Here is a 23,346-nt window from a genome sequence, read left to right on the forward strand (position 1 = left end):
CCACCCGGCTGGCGGGCGCCGTGAGGCGATGGCATGAGCCGATCAACCCCGCCGGGCTCCTCCCACCCGGCCGGCCAGCCGGCCGGCACCAGCGGTAACGGTAAGCGACCGACCGACTACGACGCCGCGCTGGACGAGTCGACCGACACCGAACTGGTCACCAGCCCCAGCCACGGCGCGGTCGCCTACTTCCAGGCACCCGCGGCGTCCCGCAGCAGCCGGCCGACGCGGACCCCGCCGCCGGCGCCACCAGTGCCCACCCCCAGAGCCGGTATGAGCGACAACACCGACATCGACTCGCCCTTCCTGGACCTTTTCCCAGGCGCCGGCCCGGCCGGTGGCCACCAGCCGGGCCGCACGCCACGGACGGCGATCCGCCGCTCGGCCCAACACGACGCGATCGCACCACCAACGCGGCACGACGCCATCGAACCGCCCGCCCGGCACGACGCCATCGCACCGCCGGCCCAGCAGACCGCCATCGAACCGCCCACCCGCCACGATCCGCAAGGGACTCCCGGCGACGCGTCAGCCGGGAACACCCCACCCGCCGGTCCGATCGGCTCGGCGCTGTCCGGTCCCCCCGACCCGCCGGTTCAGCGCCGGACTGCCACACCCACCCCGCGTACCGCCGGCGAACCGGCCCCGGCAGCCGAACCGGCCGCACCGCGCGACGGCCAGCCGGTCACGTCGGCGTCCACAGTGCCGCCGTCACCACCGCCGGCACCGGTCCTGCCGCCACCGCCCACCGCCGCCCGCCGGCCCGGTCCGACCGCGCAACACGTTCGGAACCGGCCCGACTCGGCACACCCGGCCGAGGCAGCGCAGCGAGATGGCGCACCAGCGCAACGCCGGCCACCGGCGATGCCGCACCACGCCGCACCCGCACCCCAGCAGCACGCCGCACCCGCACCTCAACAGCGCGCCGCGCCCGCACCGGTGCACCAGCCGCCGCCGGCCAATGCACCGGTCAGCGGCAAGGGCAAGGGCAAGCGGGCCCGCCGGCGGGCTGCCGAGGCCGACCGGCCGGACAAGCTGATCAAGCCGGTGCCGATCCGCCCCCCGAAGGTCAAGTTCACCGACCGGGACCCGGCCGCCGAACTTGCCATCACCGAGATCGCCGGCCATCTCACCTTCACCCCGAACACCGTCACCGCCTGGTACTGGCTGCCCGAGGTCCGCTGGGCGTTCCGGCCCGACGCCGAGCGGGAGGTGCTGCTGTCAGCCATCTCCGAGCAGTACGCCGGCCTGGCCGGATTCCGGCTGCACCTGCGCCGCACGACGCGGCCGTTCCCGGCTGACGAGTGGGCCCGCACCATCGACTCGCTGACCAGCAACCCCCTGCCCAACGTCTCCGACGCGGTCTCCTGGTCCGACCACCTGGTCGCCGCCCAACGGCACCTGATGGCGGTCAACCACGCCGAAGGGCAGACCTACCTGGGCATCACCTTCGCCCGCCGGTCCCTCGGCGACTCACTGTCCGAACGGGTGCTGCGGCTGTTCGGCCGCGGCGTCGCCGAGAGCGAACGCCGCCGGCTCGGCCGGATGGTCGAGCAGTTCGACGAGGTGCTGGGTGCCTTCGGCATGCGGGGTCGACGGGTCACCGCCGGCGAACTCGAATGGCTGCTCTACCGGTCGGTCGCGCTCTGCATGAACCCGCCAACCATGCTCTCGCCGGTCCGGGACGGCAACTGGGACCGCGGCGACCTACTCGCCCTCACCGAGCAGGTCGAGCGCTACCGCACCCCCTACGGCTCGACGCTCAAGCTGGTCAACCGGATGACCGGCGAGGAGCGGCACGTCGCGGTGCTGGCGGTCGGCCGGATGGAGCCGCTGGAGATCCCGGAGCGGCACGAGCCGTGGATGCACTTCCACGAACGGCTGCCGTGGCCGATGGAGATCTCCTCCCGGATCGACCTGCTCGGACCAGCCGACTCGTTCCGCAACCTGGAGCACCGGCTCCGGATGATCCGTTCCCAGCAACTGGATTACGCCGAGCACGGCATCGACGCGCCGCCGGAGCTGGAACGGCTCGCCAAGCGGGCCCTGCACATCGGTGACGAGATGACCACCGGCCTGCCGGTCGAGTCCGCCCGGGCGCACGGCTGGCACCGGATCGCCGTCGGTGGCCGGACCCGCGAAGAGTGTCTGGAACGGGCCCGCCGGCTGATCCAGCTGTACTCCCGGGAAATGCGCATCTCGCTGCAGCATCCGAAGAACCAGGACTGGCTGGCCCGGGAGTTCATTCCTGGGGAGCCGGTGGCGAACACCGGATACATCCGGCGGATGCCGGTCAACCTGCTGGCCGCCGCGCTGCCGCAGGCCGCGTCGACGGTCGGCGACCGGCGCGGCGACCTGATCGGGCGTACCGCCGGCACCTGCCGCCGGCCGGTCTTTCTCGACCTGCACTTCCCGATGGAGGTCCGGGAACGTTCCGGGCTCGCCGTCTTCGTCGCCGAGCCGGGCGGCGGCAAGTCGACCCTGCTCGGCGCCCTCGGCTACCTGGCCGCCCGGCGCGGCGTGCAGGTCACCCTGCTCGACCCGTCCGGGCCGCTGGCCCGGCTCTGCGCCATGCCGGAGCTACGGCCGTACTCGCGGGTGCTCAACCTGACCGGTTCCGAACAGGGCACCCTGGCACCGTACTCGCTCATCCCGACACCGGTGCGCGGCGAGTTCGCCGCCGGAGCCGCCGGCGACCGCGAGTACGAGATCTCCGTGTCGAACGCCCGGGCCGAACGCCGGATGCTGGTCCAGGACATCTGCATGATGCTGGTGCCGCCGCAGGTGGCCCGGGAGTCGTCGACGGCCACCCTGCTGCGGCACGCGGTCCGCCAGGTGCCCGCCGAGGAAACTTCTACGCTGGACGACGTGGTCGCCTGCCTCAGCGGGCTCGACGACGACGGCCGCGAGCTGGCCAACCTGCTGCTGGACACCGCCGAGATGCCGCTGGCCCTGCTGTTCTTCGGCTCACCGGAGCCGGGCCTGCTCGGTGCCGACGCCGCGCTGACCGTGATCACCATGGCCGGGCTGCGGCTGCCCGACCTGAAGATCGAACGCGAGTACTGGTCGGCCGAGGAGGCGTTGGCGCTGCCGATGCTGCACACCGCCCACCGGCTGGCGGTACGCCGCTGCTACGGCGGCTCGATGGGGTCGCGCAAACTGGTCGGCCTCGACGAGGCGCACTTCATGGAGGGCTGGCGGTCCGGCCGGTCCTTCCTGGTCCGGCTGGCCCGTGACTCCCGCAAGTGGAACCTGGCCGCTCTGGTCTCGTCGCAGAATCCACGGGACATCCTCGGGCTGGACGTGCAGAACCTGGTCTCCACCGTCTTCGTCGGCCGGATCGCCGAGGACGAGGAGATCGCCGCCGAGGCGCTGCGCCTGCTGCGCGTCCCGGTCGACGACGGTTACGAGGCGACGCTCGCCTCGTTGTCTAGCGTAGACAGTTCTTCCGCGAGCCGGCTGGGCTTCCGGGAGTTCATCATGCGCGACGTGGACGGTCGGGTGCAGAAGGTCCGGGTGGACGTCTCGTACGTGGACGGACTGCTCGACCATCTGGACACCACACCCGGTACGCCGCAGGCGGCACCCGCCGGTCTGCCGACCGCGCTCAGTGACCTGGAGGTATGACGTGGCGAGGACCGCGACCCGGTGCACCGCGCTCCTGCTCGCCGTCCTGACAGCCGCCGTGGCGAGCATCTCCTGGCCGGTGCTCGGCGCGGCCACGCCGGCCCAGGCCGCCCCGGTCGCGCCGGTCGCCCAGCTGCCCGCCCAGGCACCGGTCGACCTGTGTCCGGTCGAGGCCTGGCAGGCCGACTTCCGGGCCTGTCTGGACCGGCTGCAGGACGTCAGCTCGGCTCGTGCGCAGTGCCTCGACCCGCCGGCACCGAGCGCCCCCGACTCCGGCTTCGGCGGCTGGTTCGCCACCCAGCCGGAGCAGACCGAAGGTGCCAGCGGGCTGTACATGAACTACGGGTACGCCGGCTACCGGTTCCCGACGTACGACCTCAACGGCGGGTGCGCCTCCTCGGTGGTGAACGCCGACGTCGGCGTGTTCAACGGAGTCGCCAATCTCGAAATGATGGTCGCCACCGCGATCATCGGGGCGTCCAACGCGATCCGGGAACGGGCCTGGGACCCGGGGACCATGTACGCCTGGGCCGACCCGTTGGTGGCGCAGGCGACCACGGCGATCTACGACGAGGTCTTCACGGTCTTCGGGCTGATCACCCTCTGCGTGGTCGGCCTGTACCTGATCTGGCGGTCACGCCAGTCGGACATGAGCAACATGATCACGACGGCCGGCTGGGCGGTCCTGATCATGGTGGTGGTGACCGCGATCGCCGCCTGGCCGGTGCGCTCGGCGAACCTGGCGGACGAGGCGCTGACCAGCACACTGGGTGTGGTCCACGAGGCTGTCGGACCGCGGGCCGTCGAGATCCCGGCCGAGGAGTGCCCGGAAGCTGACGCCGAACGCTGCGCCGATCAGCGTCCGCCAGCGGTCCGAGCCAGCGACACCATCACCTCGGCCATGTTGTACCGCAACTGGTTGCGCGGAGTACTTGGCTCGGCGGACAGCCCGACAGCGGAGAAGTACGGCTTCGCGCTCTACGACGCCCAGGCGTTCACCTGGTCGGAGATCGAATTAATGCGGGCCGATCCGCAGCGCCGGGATGCCATCCTTTCGCAGAAAAACCAGCAGTGGATGACGGTCGCCGAGCAGATCCGCGTCGAGGATCCGGAGGCGTACGAGCATCTGCAGGGCATCCGGGAGATGGACCGGGTCGGCACCGGCCTGATCGCCATCTTCGCGGCAGCCATGTTCGCCATGTTCGACCTCGCCGCGTCGCTGCTGGTTCTGCTCGGGTTCCTGCTGTTCCGTTGGGCGGTCGTCGCCGCGCCGATCCTCGGGACCATCGGTCTGCTCCGGCCGGCCGGCGCGGGAATGCGTCGACTCGGCAACGCGGTCGTCGCCGCCGTCTTCAACATCGCGATCTTCGGCACCGGGGCGGCCGTCTACCTGTTCGCCGTCGACCTGATCATGAGCACGCCCACCCTGCCGGGCTGGCTACAGGTGGTGCTGATCTGGCTCTGCGGCATGGTCGGCTGGCTGCTGCTGCGTCCGTACCGGCGGATCACCGATCTGGGTGGCCGGGACGGCGGCGGCAGTTCGTGGCACCTGCGGTACTTCCGGGAAACCCGGGAGACCCGCGAGCCCGAACAGGTCGTGGTCAAGTCCAAGGACGGACGGGACCAGACCGTCGTCAAGCAGACCGTGGTGCGGCCGGAGGCCCGGTTGGAGGACCCGAGCAGCGACAAACCCGCCGGTGGTGCCGGCGGCACCGGACCGGCCCGGGAGCGGCCAGACGGCCGGGAGGACGGCTCCGAGCCCACCGCCCAGCCCGGGTCGGCCCGACCATCGGGGCGTCCTCGTCGCGCATCGACGTGGACCGCGCCCGACGTCCCGGCCGAAGAGCATCAGTACGCCGTCTACCGGCCCGACAGCAGCCGCAAACCCGACGAGGCGCCGAAGCCGCGCATCCGCACCGAGGCCCGGTGACCCGGGATGCGTACCGTCATCGCCTTTCTGACCCGGTTCCTCTTCCGGTCCCGGGTCGGGCTGGCGGTCGTGCTGCTTGTCGTCGTGGTCAGCGTGGTCGGCGTCGGGCAGGTCGTCGGCCGCGACAACGGGACCAACGGGCCACTGCTCGGTGCACCCGGGCCACAACCGGCGTTGACCATCGACCCGACCGCCGGTGACGACGGAATACGGTCGGTGGCACCCGCCCCTGACCCGGTGACCAGCCCCGGTGCCGCAGATCCGGCGACCGTCGCCGTCGCGTTCGCGACCGCCTGGCTCGACCGCGGCCTCGACGCCGAGCAGTGGCACGCCGGGCTACGCCCGTACGCCACCGAGGAACTGGCCGAGAAGCTGGTCGGCGTCGATCCGGTGGCAGTGCCGGCCGAGCGGCTGACCGGTGAACCGGCGGTCATTCCGTACGCGACGAATCTGGTCGAGGTGGTGATCGAGGTGGATTCCGGTACGTTGCGGCTACGGTTGACCGGCCCCGACGGACAGTGGCTGGTCGACGGCGTCGACTGGGTGCGGGCATGAGCGAAACCCCCGGCATGCGGACCCGGGCGGCCCGGCACGTCGCCCTGACCGTGGCGCTGACCGCGACGCTGGTGCTGCTCTGTTGCACCGGCGGGATCGGTGCGGTGCTGTTCAGCGACGACGAGCCGGACTCGGCGCTGTTCGCCGCCTTCGGCTGCGGGCGGGACGGCCCGGTCGACCCCGACCAGGCGCCCCGGGTCGGGCCGTACGGACCGGACCAGGTCGCCAACGCGGCGGTGATCATCAACGTCGGCGCGGAGTTGTCGGTGTCACCGCGCGGCTGGGTGATCGCGGTGGCCACCGCCATGCAGGAGTCGGCGCTGCGAAACCTGGGGCATCTCGGCGACCGCAACGACCACGACTCGGTCGGACTGTTCCAGCAGCGGCCCAGCCAGGGCTGGGGCACCCCGGAACAGCTACAGGATCCGGCGTACTCCTCGCAGAAGTTCTACCAGAAGCTGCTCACCATCGACGGCTGGGAGACGATGGCGTTGACCGACGCCGCGCAGCGGGTGCAGGTCAGCGCCTTCCCGGACGCGTACGCCAAGCACGAACCGTTGGCGACCCGGATCGTCAACATCCTCACCGGCGGCGCGGCCCGCGCGGTCGCCGGTCCGGATGGGCTGCTGCGCTGCGCCGCCGACGGCGAGGTCGCCGCCTCGGGATGGACCCGGCCGGTGCCGGGCAACGTCGGGTCCGGCTTCCGGACCAGCTCCCGGCCCGGACACAACGGCGTGGACATCGCCCAGCCGAAGGGCACCCTGATCCGGGCCGCCTCGGCCGGCCGCGTCATCGTCTCCCGGTGCGACCCGGACCAGTACGGCCGCCTCGACTGCGACGTGGACGGCTCGCCCAGCAAAGGTGGCTGCGGCTGGTTCGTCGACATCCTGCACGCCGACCAGGTGATCACGAGATACTGTCACATGGTGAAGCGGCCGGAAGTCGGCGAAGGCGACCTGGTCGACGCCGGACAGGTGATCGGCGAGGTCGGCTCCAGCGGCAACTCGTCCGGCCCGCACCTGCACTACGAGATCCACCTCAGCGGAGACCGCAGCAGCCGCGGAGCCGTCGACCCGGTGCCGTTCATGCGGGAGCGGGGCGCGCCGCTCGGCGAGAGTGGCTGACCGACCGGAGGAGCTGCGTTGACCCGGGACCCGATGCCGGATCCGTTCGCGGACCAGCCGGACTGGGCACCTCGACCGCCGCGACCGACGGCGCTGGTGCCGGCCGCCGTCGCAGCCACGCTACGCGGCCGGCGGGTATGGGTCGGCCTGCCGGGCACCGGATGGCGCGGCGACCTGCGCGGCGATGAGAAGGTCGTACAGCGCAGCCGCACCTACGTGCCGGTGCTGCCGGAGCAGGAGTGGTACCGGGCCGAATCGGAGGGGGTGGAGGTGTTCGCCCCCCTGGTGCCGGCCGACCGGGTCTGGGTCGAGCAGCCGGACGACACGCTGACCGACCCGGGTCGGGGCGACGTGCTGTCCCGGCTCGTGTCGCTCGATGCCCCGGCACCCCGTTTTCCGGTGCCGGTGGTCGACGCGGGGCCGCTGGTCGGCCGACGGGTGGTGCACATGGACGACGGTCAGGAACGCCGTGACCTACGCGCGGTGACCGAGTTGCACTCCGGTGCCGACGGGGACATCTGTGTCCGGGCGGCCACCGAGCTGGCCTGGTACCGGTGGGTGTGGACGGGCCAGCCGCCGGAGACGATCGAACTGCCGGTCCATCTGGTCTGGGTGGAGTGACGTCGACCGGTCAGTCCAGCCGATCCACCTGGCAGACCCGCCAGTCGCCCTCGTCCACTGCAGTGATCCGCCAGCGGTCCGTCAACCTGTTGATCAAGCCGCTTGAGGCCATCCGACGTTCGATCACCACCGTCAGAACCGCGTCGCTGTCCGTGGCATTCTCGGTAGTGAGCTGCCCGATGGTCATCGCGGACAGCGTCCCTTGGCGCTGCTCCCACTCGACGATGCTGTCGCGGTAGGAGGCAAGAGGTGCGATCGACGGATCCTCGCAGAGGTGGAGTGCGGCGACGGTGTCGTCGCGCTGAACCAGGTAGGCCTCGAGGAAGCCCAGCGTCGCCGATTCGGGGGTGCCCCGGTCGGGGGTGGTGACGCTCGTGTAGAGGACGAACGCGACGCTGACGCCGCCGAGGCAGAGCAGCGCAGTGATCCCGGCGGCCAGCACCAGCGCCAGCCGTAGCCGGCGGCCGGGTGGCACCACGGGCGGTGCTCCGACGCCGGGAGCGGTCCGCTGCCGGGGCACCCGTCCGCGGCGTACGGGGGCCGCCGGCCGGGTCTGCTCCACCCCTCGACAGTATCCGCCACGAACGTGAGACTGAATAGCCGGTCCGAGTCCTAATTGGTCGCATATCCGGCGAAGCACCCTGACGAGTACTGATCAGGCGAGAAACGTCGGTCACCCCGCATCCGGTTGCGGACCGGCTGGGATACCGTCTCAGGTCTGAACTCAACCGGCGCCCGCAGACGGGCTGCCGTACAGCGGTAGGCAGGTGGTCGACATGGGCAGGGACCTGGGCCGCGCCGCCGCGTTGCACCGCTCGGCGGCAGCCGTCGTCGCCGCGCTGAGTCAGGTGGAAGCGGCCGCCGGCCGACGTTCCACCGGCTCCGATCAACACGAGGTCGCTGAGCAGCTCCGCAGCCTCGCGGCGCGGCTGGCCCCCGGCTGGTGGGGCGCCCCGCTCGACGCCCAGACCCCGGCGATGCCGATGGGCGGTCTCGACCACGTCGGCCACCTGCGGATCGGCATCGCCCAGCCACTGGACGACGCCCGGTTCCCGGTAGTCGTCCCGTTCCTCGGCAGCGGTCATCTGACGCTCGACGGCGACATCCGCGACCGGCGGGTCGCCGGGCTGCTGCGTGCGGTGCTGCTCCGCCTACTGGCCGCCGTACCGCCGGAACGGCTGTCGGTGTGTACGGTGGACGGCGTCCGTGCCGCGGGCGAGGACCTGCTCGGCCCCTTCCGGCCGTTGACCGAGGCCGGCGTACTGCGTCCCCCCGCCACCGACGTCACCGGGCTGCGGGCCGCCCTGGCCGAGGCGGAGCAGTGGATCCGACCGGCCCGACCGGCGGTCGCCCGGCACCACCGGCAGGGGCGATTCATGCTGCTGATGATCGCCTCGCTGCCCGAACTCACCGACGGTGCCGTGCTCGACCGGATCGCCCGGCTTGCCCAGGCGGGCCCCGAGCATGGTCTGCATCTGGTCGTCGCCGGCTGGCCGCCACCTCCGCTGGACACCGAACAGGCCCGGGCCGACCTGCCGCGTAGCACCATGGTGCGGCTACGGAATCCGTACGTCCTGGTCGGTGACCCGCCCGGAGACACCTTCCGCGACCTGCCGGCCGGAGCGGGCGGTGACCACCCCGGCGGTCTCGACGCGCCGGTGTACCTGGACCGGCAACCGCCTCAGCAACTGATCGACCAGGTGTGCACGGAACTCGTCACCCGGGCCGAGGCTGGTTCCCGTCCACCGCTGACCGACCTGCTGCCCGATCCGGTAGACGGCCCGGTCACCGAATCCGCCGCCGACGGGCTGGTGGCCGCAGCGGGGTTCGACGGGCACCGGCCGGTCCTGCTCCGGTTCAACGACATCACCCCGCACTGGCTGGTGGCCGGGCAGGCCGGCACCGAGGTGGACCAGTTCCTCACCGCCATCCTGTACGGGCTGGCGGTGCGGCACGATCCCGCCGAGGTGACCGTACATCTAGTGGACCTGTCGCCCGGCGAGTCGTTCGCCAGCGTGCTGCCCGGCGCCACCGACCCGTCCGGGCTGCCGCACATCGCGTCGGCCGGGGTGGACGCCGACCCGGAGTACGGGCTGTCGGTGCTGCGTCAGGTGGCGGCGGAGGTCGACCGGCGCTCCTTCCTGGCGACCCGCAATGGGACGACCCGGTTCGCCGAGCTCGCCGCCGCCACGGGCACGACCCGCGTTCTCTGCGTGCTCAAGGATCCGGCCCCGATGCTGGACCTGACCGGACCGGTCGCCGACGAGTCACTCGACCTGCTCGAACGGATCGCCAGGGGCGGGCGCGGCAGCGGAGTCCACCTGCTGATCGCCGACTCCGGGACCGGCCCGGCTCCCGGGTCGGAGCAGAGCATCGGAACCGACGAGTCTGACGGGTCGGGCGGCTGGGTGGGGTCGGGCGGCTGGGCCGGCCCCGATCCGGCCGACAGGTCGACCGGCGGTGGCTGGTGGCGGCGGGAGTCGCTGCTGAGCCAGTTCCCGGTCCGGGTGGTGCTGGCCGGCGGTGACTGGCTCCTGGAGCCGAACAACGACGCCGCGGTCGGGCTGCCGGCAGGTCGGGCGGTGGTGAACACCGCAGGCGGGCTGGGCGGCCCGCGCGGGGCGACCCGCGGCCACGAACGTACCGTCGACTTCCCGGACCCGTACGCCGATCGGCCGGGGTTGGCCGGGCTCCGCCGGCAGCTGTGGTCGCGCCGCGCGGCCGACGTCCGGCCGCCGCAGGTCTTCGCCGGCTACCGCCAGCCGGAGCTCGAATCGGACGAGACCTACCAGCGGGTGCTGGCCGACCCGCCGGACACCCCGGCCGGGCTCTTCGGCCGGGCCGTCGAGCTGCCGGGGCGGACAGCGGAGTTCAGGTTCGAACGCGCCCCCGGTCGCCACCTCGCCATCTTCGGCTCCCGGGAGAGCACCGCGAGTCTGCTGGCCACGGTGGTACGCAGCGTCGCGGCGCACCACCGGCCCGGCACCGCCCGCATCCTGTTGCTGTCGATGGGCGAGCACGACCGGGAGCAGTTGGCCGGGCTCGCCCGAGCGGTCGACGGCCGTCAGCCAACCGAGGTCGTGGATCTGGAGGTACTTCGGACGCTGGGCGACGCGGCTGGCCCCGCGTACCTGGTCATCGCCACGGCCGACGTTCTCGAACTCGGCGGGCCCGCCGCCGCCCGCCTGCGCAACCTGTTGGATTCCGGGCCGGCCCGCGGCATCCACCTGGTCTCCGGCTGGGAGCAGCCGGAGCCGTTCCTGGCATTCCTAGGTCCCAGTCCGGATCTGATCGCCGGGATCGTCCTGCTCGATCGGCCGGTGACCGACCAGGTCGAGCGGGTCGGATCGGCTGGGTCGGCCGGTCCGGCCAGGCCAGCTGGGTCGGTCGGGCTCGCCGGCCGACTGCCGACCTGGCGTCCCCGCCCGCAGCGTGGACTGTTGTACGACGCGCAGACCGACCGGCGCACCGTCTTCGTACCGTTCCAACCGGCCCGGTCCGGGACCGAAACCGGGGAGGGACCCGCAGTGGCCGACACCGGGGAGGGCGCGGCGTGACGGGGAAAGGCACCGGAGGCGAGTGGGCGGAGTACGTGGCGGCCGCCCGGCGGCTGGCCCGGCTGCGCCACGGCCAGGGGCTACCGACGGACGATCCAGCCGGCGACCGGCGCCAGGTGGACCTGACGGTGCTGCGCGACCGCCTCGCTGTCCAGCGACGTCAGCTGGTCGGGTTCGGCGTACCGCCTGACGTGCTCGATCCGGTGCCGCCGGAGGTAGCCGCGGTCCACGCTGCGGTCAGTGCATCAGCCGGGGCTTCGGCCGGTGCCGCAGTGGGGATGTCTGCCTCCCTGACCGGCGGGTCGCCGGCCCGGCAGGCGGCGATCGCGCGGGCGCACGCGCAGATCGACGCCGCAAACGGCGACCTGGCCGTCGCAGCGGGTCCGTCCGGCGGTTCCCAGCCGTGGCTACGCAACCTGCTGGTGTACGGGCCGTTCGCGGTGATCGTACTGATGATCCAGTTGGCCATGTTCGTGGTCGCCGGAGACCGGGCGCCGGTGGGCTACGCCCTCGGCTGCGGACTGGTCCTGCCGCTGGTCGCGTTCGGCCTTGGTTGGCTGGCGGTCGGTTTCGTGTTCGCCGGGCCGGGCCAACGGCCGGACCGCACACCGTTGGTGGGGGCGCTGGTCTGCGCAGTCCCGCTGGTGCTGGCGTTGGTGCTGGCGGCACTGATCTCGCTGCTCGGGTGAACCGGGCAACTGGCGTCAGCTGTGGATGATCAGGCTCATCGCTTCGGCGCGGGACTTCGCATCGCGTTGGAACACACCGCGGACGGCCGAGGTGATGGTCCGGGCGCCGGCCTTCTGGATCCCGCGCATCGCCATGCACATGTGTTCGCACTCCAGCACGGTCACCACACCACGCGGCTCCAGCCGGCTCATCAGCATGTCGGCGATCTGTGCGGTGAGCCGCTCCTGGACCTGCAGTCGTCGGGCGTAGACCTCGACCAGGCGGGCCAGCTTCGACAGGCCGGTTATCCGGCCGGTGGTGCCGGGGATGTAGCCGATGTGTGCCACGCCCCGGAACGGCAGCATGTGGTGCTCACACAGCGACATCACCTCGATGTCGCGGACCAGCACCAGCTCGTCGTGGTCAGCCTCGAAGGTGGTGGTGAGCACCTGGGCCGCGTCGGCCCGCAGACCCGCGAGCAGCTCCGCGTACGCCCGGGCGACCCGGGCGGGCGTCTGGCGCAGCCCGTCGCGGTCCGGGTCCTCGCCGACGGCGATGAGGATCTCCCGTACGGCGTGCTCGATCCGGGTCAGGTCGACGGAGCGCTCGACCGGCGTGCCGTTGAGCTTGCCGTTGATCAGCCGGGCGGCGAGATAGTCCAGCGCGTCGTCGTCCGGTTCGGTCGACGACGCGCTGGACGGTAGGTTCGGGCTGCTCAGGAGGTGCCGTCCGAGTTCATGGACATGCTGCCGTCCGAGTTTGCGGACATACCGCCGCCGAAGACGGCCTGTGCCCCGTCGGCGACCGCCTGCCGGCCGAGGTCCTCCTTCTCGGCCGGGGTCAGCACCGGCGGCTCGGTGGACGGTTGCCGCTTGCCGAAGCCGTTGAAGGGTGCCATCGGTGGCCGCTTGACCACCCGCTCGCAGATCCGGGCCATGTCGGACTGCGAGATGGTCTCCTTCTCCATCAGCTCCAGCACCATGGTGTCGAGCACGTCGCGGTACTCGACCAGGATCTCCCAGGCCTCGTCGTGGGCCAGCTCGATGAGGGCGCGGACCTCGCTGTCGATCTCGGCGGCGATCGAGTCCGAGTAGTCCCGCTCGTGGCCCATGGTCCGGCCGAGGAAGGGCTCGTCGCCGTTGGTGCCGTACTTGACGGCGCCGAGTTTGGCGCTCATGCCGTACTGGGTGACCATGGCCCGGGCCAGCGCGCTGGCCTTCTCGATGTCGTTGCCGGCACCGGTGGTGGGCTCGTGGAAGACCAGCTCCTCGGCGGCCCGGCCACCGAGGGCGTACGCCAGGGTGTCGATCATCTCGGCGCGGGTCTGGGTGTACTTGTCCTCGGTCGGCAACACCAGGGTGTGGCCCAGCGACCGCCCCCGGGACAGGATGGTCACCTTGTGCACCGGGGCGGCGTGTGGCAGGGCCCAGGCCACCAGGGCGTGACCGCCCTCGTGGTAGGCGGTGATCTTCTTCTCCTTGTCGCCCATCACCCGGGTCCGCCGCTGCGGGCCGGCGACCACCCGGTCGATCGACTCCTCCAGGGCCTCGTTGGTGATCGCCCGGGCGTCCTGCCGGGCGGTCAGCAGCGCCGCCTCGTTGATCACGTTGGCCAGGTCGGCACCGCTGAATCCGGGGGTACGCCGGGCCACCGCGTCCAGGTCGACGTCCGGGGCGAACGGCTTGCCCCGGGCGTGCACCCGCAGGATCGCCTTGCGGCCCTCCATGTCCGGGGCGTCGACCGGGATCTGCCGGTCGAACCGGCCGGGGCGCAGCAGCGCCGGGTCGAGGATGTCGGGCCGGTTGGTGGCGGCGATCAGGATCACGCCGCCCTTGGTGTCGAAGCCGTCCATCTCGACCAGCAACTGGTTGAGGGTCTGCTCCCGCTCGTCGTGGCCGCCGCCCATGCCGGCACCGCGGTGCCGACCGACCGCGTCGATCTCGTCGACGAAGACGATCGCCGGGGCGTTCGCCTTGGCCTGCTCGAACAGGTCACGGACCCGGCTGGCACCGACACCGACGAACATCTCGACGAAGTCGGACCCGGAGATCGAGTAGAACGGCACACCGGCCTCGCCGGCCACCGCCCGGGCAAGCAGGGTCTTACCGGTGCCGGGCGGACCGAAGAGCAGTACGCCCTTGGGGATCTTGGCACCGAGGGCCTGGTACTTCGCCGGGTTCTGCAGGAAGTCCTTGATCTCCTGCAGCTCCTCGACGGCCTCCTCGGAGCCGGCCACGTCGGCGAAGGTGGTCTTCGGGGTGTCCTTGGTGATCACCTTCGCCTTGGACTTGCCGAAGTTGAGCACCCGGGACCCGCCGCCCTGCATCTGCGACATGAACAGCAGCAGCAGGATCACCAGGATGGCGATCGGCAGCAGGTTGACCAGCAGGGTGATGAAGATGCTGTCCGACGACACCTCGGCCTCGGCCGGGCCGGTGACCCGGCCGGCCTCCTTGGCGGCCAGCACGTCGGTCCAGATCTCGTCGCCGACCTCGTACGGGAACTGGGCCTCGATCCGGTCGGTCTCGGTGTCGCCGAACTCTTCCGGCTCGGCGAGGTCGAGCCGGAGCGTCTGCTCCCGGTCCTGGAATATCGCCTTGTCGATGCCGCCCCGCTCCAGCCGCTCCAGCGCCACCGAGGTGTCCACCTTGTGGTAGCTGGGGCCGTTGGTGAAGAACGAGCTGAGCGCTATCGCACCGATGATCACCAGGATGATCCAGACCACCGGCCGGCGGAAGAAACGCGTACGTTCCATACGTATGTCGAGCGCCGCAGCGCCCGGACCCTCCTGATCGACGTTCTGACCGTCTGGTTAGCCACTCCGGGGCGCCAACCGAGCGCCACGGTCATTCGAAGGTACACCGTGGTGACGAGGTGCGCGTCCGCGAGCCCGGTCGACCCGCGCTCCGTCCGCTGGTCCCACGTCGGCGCGGTCAGCTGACCCGCGCCACCGCATACCGTAGCGCTGTTTCCTGGGAGTGGCCTGGACGTCCCGGGGAGTTTCCCGACGGCTGACACACCAGCGGCGGTCAGCGGCGGTCAGCGGCGGGCGTACACCTCGGGCTTGAGCACCCCGACGTAGGGCAGCTCGCGGTACCGCTCGGCGAAGTCCAGGCCGTAGCCGACCACGAACTCGGTGGGGATGTCGAAGCCGACGTACCGCACCGGGACCTGCACCTTGACCGCCTCCGGCTTGCGGAACAGCGCGACCACCTCCACGCTCGCCGCCGACCTGGACGCCAGGTACTTCAGCAGCCAGGACAGGGTGAGGCCGGAGTCGATGATGTCCTCGACCACCACCACATGCCGACCGGCGATGTCCCGCTCCAGGTCCTTGAGGATGCGGACCACGCCGGAGGAGGTGGTGCCCTGCCCGTAGGAGGAGACGGCCATGAACTCCAACTCGACGGGAGGGCCCTGCCGGCCGAGCTCACGGGCGAAGTCGGCCATGAACATGACCGCGCCCTTGAGCACGCAGACCAGCAGCAGCCCACCCGTCACGTCGGCGTAGTCGGTGGCGATCTGCTTGGCGAGTTCCGCGGTCTTGTCGCGGATCTGTTCCTCGGAAATGATCACGTGGTCGATGTCGGCGTCGTACCAGGAGCCGTCAGCCATGCGCTAAGCCTGCCGCATCCGGCCGGCCGGCCGACACCGGGGCCGGCGGATGACCACGTGGCGCCGATGGGTGACGGTGGGTCCAGCCGATGGTCACCGGGGCAGGCGGTCCCCGTCCCGGCTCGGCCGCCAGTCGGCCGAGTCACGGCTGTCCCGGGTGAGGCCGGCCGCCGAGGCGGCGGCGAGCAGCAGAATGATCGATACGACGATGAGTAGTTCCATGGCGGCAGCCACCTTCACGCTGGTCCTGACGGGAGGTTCACCCTGGTCCCGATGGGTGTGTTCACCCTGGTCCTGAATGGGTGTGCCGCCGGTGCGCACCGGACGTCGATACCAGTCTGCGCGCCGGCCCGCTGAGCGAACAGCGGCAGAGATGCCACTGTTCATCGAAATCCTGCCACCGGTGGGCTAGACTCGTCGCATGCTCCGTACCGTCGCGGTGATCGCGCTCGACGGCGTCGCCCCGTTCGAGCTCGGGGTGGTCTGCGAGGTCTTCGGGCTGGACCGCACCGCGGACGGCTTCCCTGGGTACCGCTTCGACGTCTGCACGGTCGATGGCGGCCCGGTCCGCACCAGCTCCGGCTTCTCGCTGCTACCCACCGCCGATCTGCGGCCGGTCGCCGACGCCGACCTGGTCGCCGTGCCCGCGGCCAGCTTCCACGACGCCGTCGCCGCACCGGTGGTCGACGCGTTACGCGCCGCCGACCGCCGCGGCGCCACCCTGCTCAGCGTCTGCTCCGGCGCGTTCGTGCTCGGCGCCGCCGGCCTGCTCGACGGCCGCGAATGCACCACCCACTGGCGGTACGCCGACGAGCTGGCCCGCCGCCACCCGACCGCCCGGGTCCGGTGCAACTCGTTGTACGTGGCCGACGGCAACGTGCTGACCAGCGCCGGCACCGCCGCCGGGATCGACGCCTGCCTGCACCTGGTCCGCCAGGAGCACGGCTCCGCCCTGGCGACCAGACTGGCCCGCCGGATGGTGGTGCCGCCGCACCGCGACGGCGGGCAGGCCCAGTTCATCGAGACGCCGATCGCGGACAGCCCGACAGCGGCCACGCTGGAGCCGGTACTGGTCTGGATGCAGCAGCACCTGGATGCCACGATCAGCGTGGAGGAACTGGCTGCCCGGGCACACATGGCGCCGCGTACCTTCGCCCGCCGCTTCCGCGCCGAGACCGGCACCACGCCGCACGACTGGCTCACCGGCCAGCGGGTGCTGCTGGCCCGCCAGCTACTGGAGGAGACCAGCCTGGGGGTGGAGACGGTGGCCCGGCGGTGCGGCTTCGGTGACGCCGCGACCCTCCGGCACCACTTCAGCCGGCGGGTCGGTGCCACGCCCCAGGCGTACCGTGGCACGTTCCGCGACCGGACCGCCGTCGGCTGAGCCGGTCGCACCGGGGGCTGACCGGTCAGCCGACAGTTCACCACCGGCCCGGCGCACCTCGATACCACCTGGCAGGTGCACCGCCCGCTGCCCACGCCACCGGGTGACCAGTGCGTCGAGAGCGGTGACATGCCGGTACGCCAGGGCCCCGGCCGGCGCACCGAGCCGCAGCGCCCAGCGGTGCAGCACCCGGGTCCGCACCGCGTCCGGCAGCTCGGCCAGGACCGGAACCCTCAGCCCACCACCGGGTGTGGCGGCTTGGGCCGACGCGGCGTCGGCCAGCCCGTCGAGCGCCGCGTTGTCGGCGGCTACCAGCGTGGCGGTGCGCGCCAGGTTCGCCACCACCGCGGCACCGAGCGCGTCGACCAGGGCCGGCAGCACGTCGGCCCGGACCCGGGCCCGGGTGTACGCCGGGTCGGTGTTGTGCGGGTCGGTCCACGGGGTGAGGCCGAGCGCCACGCACGCCGCCCGGGTCTGCTCCCGCCCCACGTCCAGCAGCGGACGCAGCACCGGCACGCCGTCGACCTGGCGGGCCGGCGGCATCCCGGACAGGCCGGCCGGACCGGCGCCCCGGGCCAGCGCCAGCAGCACCGTCTCCGCCTGGTCGTCGCGGGTGTGGCCGAGCAGCACCGCGGCCGCCCGGTGCCGGCGGGCCGCCCGGGTCAGCGCGGCGTAGCGGGCGGTACGCGCCGCCGCCTCCGGGCCACCTTCGGCACCGACCTCGACGGCGACGGTCTCGACCGGGTCGAAGCCGGCCCGGGCCGCCCAGCCGGCCACGTCCCGGGCCCGCTCGGCGGACCCCGCCTGCAATCCGTGGTCGACGGTCACCAGCCCGGCAGAGACCCCGCAGCGGGGGGCGACGAACGCGACCGTTGCCGCCAGGGCCAACGAGTCCGGGCCGCCGGAGCAGGCCACCAACACCAGCCGGCCGGCGTGGTCACGCAGCATCTGCCGGACCGCGACACGCAGCTCGGCGACAGCTGGAGCGAGCCTGGGCACCTGCGACTCAGGCGACGGTCGGCGGTGAACCGGAGATCGGGCCGTGCACCCGGGCCACCCAGGCGTCCGGATCGCCCAGCTCCTCCAGCCGGGGCAGGGTCAACGGGGAGTCGAAGACCTTGTTGAAGCCGGCCATGCCGACCCGGTCCACCACACCGTGCACGAACTTGCGGCCCTCGGCGTACTGGCGCATCTTGACGTCCACGCCGAGCAGCCGGCGGATCGCCTTCTCCAACGGGTTGCCAGCCTCGCGGCGGCGGTTGAAGCCGGCCCGGATCTGCTCCACGGTTGGGATGATCTCCGGCCCGACCCCGTCCATGACGAACTCGGCATGCCCTTCCAGCAGGGTCATCAGCGCGGTCAGCCGGTCGAGTACGGCGCGCTGCGCAGGGGTCTGCACGATGTCCAGCACGCTGGCCCGGCTCTGCGGGTCGCGGATCGACTCGGCGAGGGTGCCGACCCCGCGCCGGACCCGGTCGACGAAGTTGTCACCGCCGGCCTGTGAGGCGTCGACGAACGCCTGAACCTGGCCCAGGAAGTGGCCGCGCATCCATGGCACGGCGGTGAACTGGGTGCGGTGGGTGACCTCGTGCAGGCAGACCCAGAGTCGGAAGTCACGCGGATCGGCGTGCAGTTTCCGCTCCACTTCGACGATGTTCGGGGCGACCAGCAGCAGCTGGCCGGGATCGCCGGAGAACACCTCGTACTGGCCGAGCACCCGGCCGGAGAGGTAGCCGAGCACCGTGCCGGCCTGCACCCCGGTGACCCGGGAGCCGATCGCGTCGGTGAGCGCGCCCGGCTGTCGGTCCCCGGCCGCCCGGGAGACCAGCGGTGTGATCACGTCACGCAGCCCGGCGATGTTGGCGACGGCCCAGTCCCGCCGGTCGACCACCCGCACCGGCGGGTGCGCGACCTGGGCCTGCAGACCGGTGTACGCCACGACGTGTCCGGCCGCTTCGTCGGTCAGCCGGCGAAGGTCGTTGACCACCTCGGTTGCTTCGTCGAGCGAAGCCTTCGGCCCCGACTTGCTCAGCGCGCCGGCGGTTGCGGCGGCCAGATCCCAGTCCACGAACTGCGCCATGCACCCACCGTACCCGGGTGACGCCCGCCGACCCCGGTGATCATGCCCCGGTCAACGGCAACCGCACCTGGCCAGCGTCGCGGCGATCCGGTCCAGGCCGGCCTGGGCGGCGTCGATGAGCAACGGCACCTCGTCGGCCAGCACCGCGAACGCCAACAGTCGGCCGTCGGCGGTGGTCACCGTGCCGGCCAACGCGTTGATGCCGGACAACGACCCGGTCTTGGCCCGCACCACGCCCGCGCCGACCCGCTGCGGGGCGTCCGCCGCCTGGTACCGCCCCTGCAGGGTGCCGGACCAGGCGGCGACCGGCAGACCGGAGAACAGTCCGGTCAGCGCGGGGCGGTCGCCGCTGCCGGCGAGCACGGTCAGCTCGGTCAGCAGTCCCGGGGTCACCCGGTTGCTGCGGGACAGGCCGCTGCCGTCGTACAGGTCGCTCTGGTCGGCCGGCAACCCGAGTTCAGCCAGTACGGCGTCCATCGCGACCGCCGCCCCGGCGAACGACGCGGGTTCGCCCCGGGCGATGGCGACCTGCCGGGCGAGTGCCTCGGCGAGGACGTTGTCGCTGTCGGAGAGCATCATCTCGACCAGCCGGGCCATCGGCGGCGATTCGATCCGGGCCAGCTCGGCACCTGGGCCGACCTCCGTCGGCTGGTCGGGGTTCGCCCCCGACGACCCGTCGGGGGTCGCCGGCTGACCGGTCGCCGACGAGGTCGGTGCGCTGGCGACCGCGTCGGTGCCGCCGACGGGCTGCGTCGGCGAGCCCGGCAGCTGGTCGGTGTAGCCGGCCGGGGTGGTGTCCACCGCGTCCGCCGGCAGCCCGAGAGCCCGGGCGAAGGCCCGGCCGGCAGCCAGGTCCGGTGCGGCCGAGCGCGGCGCCCAGCCTTTGGCGGCGGCGGGATCGGTCCGGGCACCGTCCACCATCAGCGCGGTGATCGCGGCCGCGTACCCGCCGGTCGGGATGTCGTCGTCCCACCCGGGCCCGAACGCCGGCCCGGAGAAGAGCGAACTGTCGATCAGCACCTTGGTCGGCGCCGTGTCGCCGAGGGCGGTACGGGTGGCGGCGGCCAGCACGTCGAGCCGGGCGGCCCCCGGATAGAACCCGGTGTCGTCGATCGACACGGTCGGATCACCGCCGCCGATCAGCACCACCTCGCCGGGCGCGGCTCCCGCGACCACCCGGGTCGGGATCCGGTGTGTCGGCCCGACCGCGGCCAGCACCGTCGCCGCGGTGACCAGCTTGGTGGTCGACGCGGGCACGGTCAGCACCGCCGGTTCGCGACCGTACAGGACCGCGCCGGTCGTCATGTCCCGGACCGAGACGTGCACCCGGTCACCGAGGCCGGACCGGCTGATCGCCTTGTCCAGCGTCTCGGTCAGCCCGGCGACGGTGGGAATCGGGGCGTCGGCGGCCAACCCGGCCAGCACCGGGCCGGGCGTCGGCTCGGTGGACGTGCTCGGGCTAGGACTCACCTCGGGGGCGCCGAGCCAGCCGGCCACCGGCCCTGGTTGGAGCACCGCGATCGAGGTCCCGCCGGCCAGCAGGACGGCACCGGCGACGGCGGCGATCAGCACCCGGGCCCGGCGGTGCCGGTCAGGTGACGACTGGCCGGCCGATGGCGCCGGCTCGGCCGGCACAGACTCAGCCGGCACAGAGCCAGCCGGCACAGACTCAGCCGGCACAGACTCGGCCGGCACAGAGCCAGCCGGCGCAGACTCGCCCGGCGGTACCGGTCTGGCGGTGCCATGAGCCGGCACTGACGCGCGTCCCCGGTGGCCGCCGGTCGAGACGTCGGCCGGAGCCGCGTCGGTGCCGCCGGTCGCGGTCGGCACGGTGGCTCGGCCGGTCGCGGGCGCCGACCCGGTGACCGGCGGGGTCGCTGTAACAGATGCCGTACCGGTGGGCGGCGGCGGGGCGGCCGGCGGCGGGGCGGTCCGGCCCGATGCCGTTGGATCCGGATTGCGCACACCGGCCGGGGCGGCGGCAGAGTCCTCCGACGGGACCACTTGGTCACTTTTCGCAGATGGTCCGCTACCCTGCGACGCGGGGTCTGGCGCTCCGTCAGCCCGATCGGGTTCACCGACGGCTCCAGCGGACTGTGAGTCTTCCCTCCCCACCGGCCCCACCTCCCAACTGACGAACGGACTAGGCGACACTACTTGTGTTCACAAAGCGAGCGGGAGCCGAAACGGTCGGGCGGGGCAACGCCCGGACGGCGTACCGCTCTATTTCCGTAGCCAGCGCGGGCGACGAGGGAGCGTGAGTATGGATTTCGACGTTACGGTTGAGATCCCCAAGGGTCACCGGAACAAGTATGAGGTCGATCATGCGACCGGCCGGATCCGGCTGGACCGCACCCTGTTCACTTCGACGCAGTATCCAGCCGACTACGGTTTCATCGAGGGCACCCTCGGGCAGGACGACGACCCGCTGGACGCCCTGGTGCTCGTACCGGAACCCACCTTCCCAGGATGCCTCATCCGGTGCCGGGCCATCGGCATGTTCCGGATGAAGGACGAGAAGGGCGCCGACGACAAGGTGCTCTGCGTGCCGTACGAGGACCCCCGTCAGGAGCACCTGCGCGACATCCACCACCTCGGCGAGTTCGACCGGCTGGAGATCCAGCACTTCTTCGTCGTCTACAAGGACCTGGAGCCGGGCAAGTCGGTCGAAGGCGCGACCTGGGTCGGCCGGGTCGAGGCGGAAGCGGAGATTCAGGCGTCGTTCCGCCGCCGGGAGGCCGCCTTGGAGCGCGGCGAGTCGGCCCACTGACCTGATCAGGCGTCGGGCTGCTCAGCCGGGCAGCCCGACCGCCCACCGGTAGAGCCCGAAGACGGCACCGGCCAGCGGAACGACGCAGATCAGCACGGTGATCTCCAGCAGGTCGGCCGCCCGGCTCAGATACGGCGACGGTGACCGGCCGGCGTACCGGGCACCGGCTGCGGCGGTCGACACCGCGACCACGCCCCCAGCTACGACCAACGTCGGCGTCGGCACCGGTAGGTACGCGGTCAGCACGCCGAACACGCACAGCGTCGTGGCCGCTGTCCCCGCGACGAGCAGTGACAGCCGCTGCCGGGTGCTGACGAACGTCCGCGAGCGCAGCGACATCGCCAGCCCGACGACGCCGACCAGCACCACCCCGACCACGCCGCCGACCTGCGCCAGTACCACGCTGGCCGCGACGCCGACGGCGGCGTACCCGATCAGCATCCCGGTGAGCAGCCGCTCGGCCCGGACCACGGTACGCGACACCAGGTCACCCGTCCCGACGACCGTCGGCACCTGGCCGAGCCGGACGGCGAGTCGGGGCAGCAACCCGACCCCGCAACCGACTACCACCAGCAGTCCGGCCGCCGCGCCGGACGCCCCGGTGACCGTCGACGCGGCGACGGCCGCCATCGAGCCGAGCCCGGCCACGGTCGCCACGGCGACGAAGATCGGCCCGCCGGCGGCCACTGCGGCCCCAGCGGTCACCGCCGCGCCCAGCAGCACCAGCAACCCGGTCGCCAGGGCCGCGGCGGTCGGCCAGTCGTCGGGACGGAGCCCGACCGGACCGCCGTCGCCGGCGGCGAGCAGACCCGCGGCGAACGCGTACGGCAACGAGCCGGCCCCGAGCACGACGCTGGCCGCCGCGTCCCGCCAGACCCGCCCGGTTAGTACCCCGACGACCAGCACCGCAGCCCCGACGAGGGCCGCCGCCCATGCCCGCTCGGCCGTTGCGGTGCCGGCCCCGACCAGCACCAGCCATCCCACCCCGAGCCACAGGCCGGCCGCGCCGAGCGCGTACCCTCTGGTCGTCGCGGCCGACCAGGTCCGGCCCTGCTGTCGGGCGGCGGCCGCGATCGCCTCGGCGACGTCGTCGTACTCCGGCTCCGGCCAGTAGGTCCGCCCGGGCACCAGATGCAGCACGTCGCCGTCGCGGATCCCCTGCTGGTGCAGCGCCTGCCCGGCGGACACCGGTACCCCGTCCGCCCGACGCAGCACCCAGCCGCCGTGCCGTTCACCGTCGTCGGCCAGCCCGTCCCCGTTGTGTCGCAGCAGTTCCGGCAGCAGTTCGGCGACCGGCACGTGTCCGGGCAGGGCGAGATCCAGTCGGCGGCGCGGTCCGCAGACGGTGATCCTGGCCAGGCTCACGTTCATCGTCCCTCCTCAACGCCGCAACGGCCGGGCCGGTGCCGGCCCG

Annotated in this window: 17 protein-coding genes and 1 pseudogene; 9 read left to right on the forward strand and 9 right to left on the reverse strand. The window is 72.3% G+C overall.

What is annotated here, in order from left to right; translation table 11 throughout:
• Nucleotides 1-33: 33 nt before the first annotated feature.
• Genes ACN27J_RS17335 through ACN27J_RS17355 form a run of 5 tightly spaced genes read left to right on the forward strand, consistent with a single transcriptional unit; the run spans nt 34 to nt 7,857 of the window.
• The gene (locus tag ACN27J_RS17335; protein ID WP_421367391.1) at nt 34-3,627 is read left to right on the forward strand and encodes an ATP-binding protein; all 3,594 of its coding nucleotides are present in this window, start codon (nt 34-36) and stop codon (nt 3,625-3,627) included.
• Nucleotide 3,628: 1 nt separating this feature from the next.
• Entirely contained in the window at nt 3,629-5,557 is a 1,929-nt protein-coding gene (locus ACN27J_RS17340; protein ID WP_421367393.1) for an MFS transporter, read from the forward strand.
• Between the two features lie 6 nt (nt 5,558-5,563).
• Complete coding sequence (locus tag ACN27J_RS17345; protein ID WP_421367396.1) at nt 5,564-6,112, forward strand: hypothetical protein; 549 nt, start codon at nt 5,564-5,566, stop codon at nt 6,110-6,112.
• Nucleotides 6,109-7,236 (forward strand): M23 family metallopeptidase, encoded by a 1,128-nt coding sequence (locus tag ACN27J_RS17350; protein WP_421367398.1) that lies wholly within the window; start codon nt 6,109-6,111, stop codon nt 7,234-7,236. The genes ACN27J_RS17345 and ACN27J_RS17350 overlap by 4 nt, the downstream gene beginning before the upstream one ends.
• 33 nt (nt 7,237-7,269) lie before the next feature.
• Nucleotides 7,270-7,857, forward strand: coding sequence for a hypothetical protein (locus ACN27J_RS17355; protein WP_421372310.1), 588 nt, complete (start codon nt 7,270-7,272; stop codon nt 7,855-7,857).
• Nucleotides 7,858-7,867: 10 nt separating this feature from the next.
• Here the strand turns inward: ACN27J_RS17355 and ACN27J_RS17360 are convergent, their stop codons facing one another.
• Complete coding sequence (locus ACN27J_RS17360) at nt 7,868-8,419, reverse strand: hypothetical protein (protein ID WP_421367400.1); 552 nt, start codon at nt 8,417-8,419, stop codon at nt 7,868-7,870.
• 214 nt (nt 8,420-8,633) lie between these two features.
• Here ACN27J_RS17360 and ACN27J_RS17365 point away from each other — a divergent pair, with 214 nt between their 5' ends.
• Together ACN27J_RS17365 and ACN27J_RS17370 are read left to right on the forward strand one after the other, a co-directional pair.
• Entirely contained in the window at nt 8,634-11,414 is a 2,781-nt protein-coding gene (locus ACN27J_RS17365; protein ID WP_421367403.1) for an FtsK/SpoIIIE domain-containing protein, read from the forward strand.
• Complete coding sequence (locus ACN27J_RS17370) at nt 11,411-12,103, forward strand: hypothetical protein (RefSeq protein ID WP_421367406.1); 693 nt, start codon at nt 11,411-11,413, stop codon at nt 12,101-12,103. Before ACN27J_RS17365 ends, ACN27J_RS17370 begins: the two co-directional genes overlap by 4 nt.
• Before the next feature lie 15 nt (nt 12,104-12,118).
• On the opposite strand, the gene folE is transcribed toward ACN27J_RS17370, so the two are convergent.
• The 4 genes from folE to ACN27J_RS17390 all read right to left on the reverse strand — a co-directional run bounded on the left by folE (nt 12,119) and on the right by ACN27J_RS17390 (nt 15,920).
• Complete coding sequence (gene folE, locus ACN27J_RS17375; protein ID WP_416552098.1) at nt 12,119-12,745, reverse strand: GTP cyclohydrolase I FolE; 627 nt, start codon at nt 12,743-12,745, stop codon at nt 12,119-12,121.
• A gap of 53 nt (nt 12,746-12,798) precedes the next feature.
• A complete protein-coding gene (gene ftsH / locus ACN27J_RS17380; protein WP_421367408.1) occupies nt 12,799-14,838 on the reverse strand; it encodes an ATP-dependent zinc metalloprotease FtsH in 2,040 nt (679 codons plus the stop codon).
• Between the two features lie 284 nt (nt 14,839-15,122).
• Nucleotides 15,123-15,698: a hypoxanthine phosphoribosyltransferase gene (gene hpt, locus ACN27J_RS17385; protein WP_421367411.1), complete on the reverse strand. Its 576-nt coding sequence runs from the start codon at nt 15,696-15,698 to the stop codon at nt 15,123-15,125.
• 93 nt (nt 15,699-15,791) lie between these two features.
• A complete protein-coding gene (locus ACN27J_RS17390) occupies nt 15,792-15,920 on the reverse strand; it encodes a hypothetical protein (protein ID WP_282232607.1) in 129 nt (42 codons plus the stop codon).
• 199 nt (nt 15,921-16,119) lie between these two features.
• Here ACN27J_RS17390 and ACN27J_RS17395 point away from each other — a divergent pair, with 199 nt between their 5' ends.
• Complete coding sequence (locus ACN27J_RS17395) at nt 16,120-17,082, forward strand: GlxA family transcriptional regulator (RefSeq protein ID WP_421367414.1); 963 nt, start codon at nt 16,120-16,122, stop codon at nt 17,080-17,082.
• A gap of 27 nt (nt 17,083-17,109) precedes the next feature.
• On the opposite strand, the pseudogene tilS reads toward ACN27J_RS17395, so the two are convergent.
• The 3 genes and pseudogenes from tilS to dacB all read right to left on the reverse strand — a co-directional run.
• A pseudogene (tilS, locus tag ACN27J_RS17400) lies at nt 17,110-18,081 on the reverse strand (tRNA lysidine(34) synthetase TilS); the annotation flags it as partial.
• A gap of 7 nt (nt 18,082-18,088) precedes the next feature.
• Nucleotides 18,089-19,162, reverse strand: a complete 1,074-nt coding sequence (locus tag ACN27J_RS17405; RefSeq protein WP_278172057.1) for a zinc-dependent metalloprotease — start codon at nt 19,160-19,162, stop codon at nt 18,089-18,091.
• 51 nt (nt 19,163-19,213) lie between these two features.
• Nucleotides 19,214-20,812, reverse strand: coding sequence for a D-alanyl-D-alanine carboxypeptidase/D-alanyl-D-alanine endopeptidase (gene dacB / locus ACN27J_RS17410; protein WP_421367417.1), 1,599 nt, complete (start codon nt 20,810-20,812; stop codon nt 19,214-19,216).
• 613 nt (nt 20,813-21,425) lie between these two features.
• Between dacB and ACN27J_RS17415 the strand changes: the two genes are divergently transcribed.
• On the forward strand, nt 21,426-21,932 hold the full coding sequence (locus ACN27J_RS17415) for an inorganic diphosphatase (RefSeq protein ID WP_123603846.1): 507 nt from the start codon (nt 21,426-21,428) through the stop codon (nt 21,930-21,932).
• Between the two features lie 21 nt (nt 21,933-21,953).
• Here the strand turns inward: ACN27J_RS17415 and eccD are convergent, their stop codons facing one another.
• On the reverse strand, nt 21,954-23,303 hold the full coding sequence (eccD, locus tag ACN27J_RS17420) for a type VII secretion integral membrane protein EccD (protein ID WP_421367420.1): 1,350 nt from the start codon (nt 23,301-23,303) through the stop codon (nt 21,954-21,956).
• Between the last annotated feature and the right edge of the window lie 43 nt (nt 23,304-23,346).

Source organism: Solwaraspora sp. WMMB762 (assembly GCF_049179115.1).
In the GTDB taxonomy this organism is placed as follows: Bacteria; Actinomycetota; Actinomycetes; order Mycobacteriales; family Micromonosporaceae; genus Micromonospora_E.

Bases quoted from the DNA above. Each gene is read 5' to 3' on its own strand.
- ACN27J_RS17335 (WP_421367391.1), top strand. From the start codon at position 34: ATGAGCCGATCAACCCCGCCGGGCTCCTCCCACCCGGCCGGCCAGCCG.
- ACN27J_RS17345 (WP_421367396.1), top strand. From the start codon at position 5,564: ATGCGTACCGTCATCGCCTTTCTGACCCGGTTCCTCTTCCGGTCCCGG.
- ACN27J_RS17350 (WP_421367398.1), top strand. From the start codon at position 6,109: ATGAGCGAAACCCCCGGCATGCGGACCCGGGCGGCCCGGCACGTCGCC.
- ACN27J_RS17355 (WP_421372310.1), top strand. From the start codon at position 7,270: ATGCCGGATCCGTTCGCGGACCAGCCGGACTGGGCACCTCGACCGCCG.
- ACN27J_RS17365 (WP_421367403.1), top strand. From the start codon at position 8,634: ATGGGCAGGGACCTGGGCCGCGCCGCCGCGTTGCACCGCTCGGCGGCA.
- ftsH (WP_421367408.1), bottom strand. From the start codon at position 14,838: ATGGAACGTACGCGTTTCTTCCGCCGGCCGGTGGTCTGGATCATCCTG.
- hpt (WP_421367411.1), bottom strand. From the start codon at position 15,698: ATGGCTGACGGCTCCTGGTACGACGCCGACATCGACCACGTGATCATT.
- ACN27J_RS17390 (WP_282232607.1), bottom strand. From the start codon at position 15,920: ATGGAACTACTCATCGTCGTATCGATCATTCTGCTGCTCGCCGCCGCC.
- ACN27J_RS17395 (WP_421367414.1), top strand. From the start codon at position 16,120: ATGCTCCGTACCGTCGCGGTGATCGCGCTCGACGGCGTCGCCCCGTTC.
- ACN27J_RS17405 (WP_278172057.1), bottom strand. From the start codon at position 19,162: ATGGCGCAGTTCGTGGACTGGGATCTGGCCGCCGCAACCGCCGGCGCG.
- ACN27J_RS17415 (WP_123603846.1), top strand. From the start codon at position 21,426: ATGGATTTCGACGTTACGGTTGAGATCCCCAAGGGTCACCGGAACAAG.
- eccD (WP_421367420.1), bottom strand. From the start codon at position 23,303: ATGAACGTGAGCCTGGCCAGGATCACCGTCTGCGGACCGCGCCGCCGA.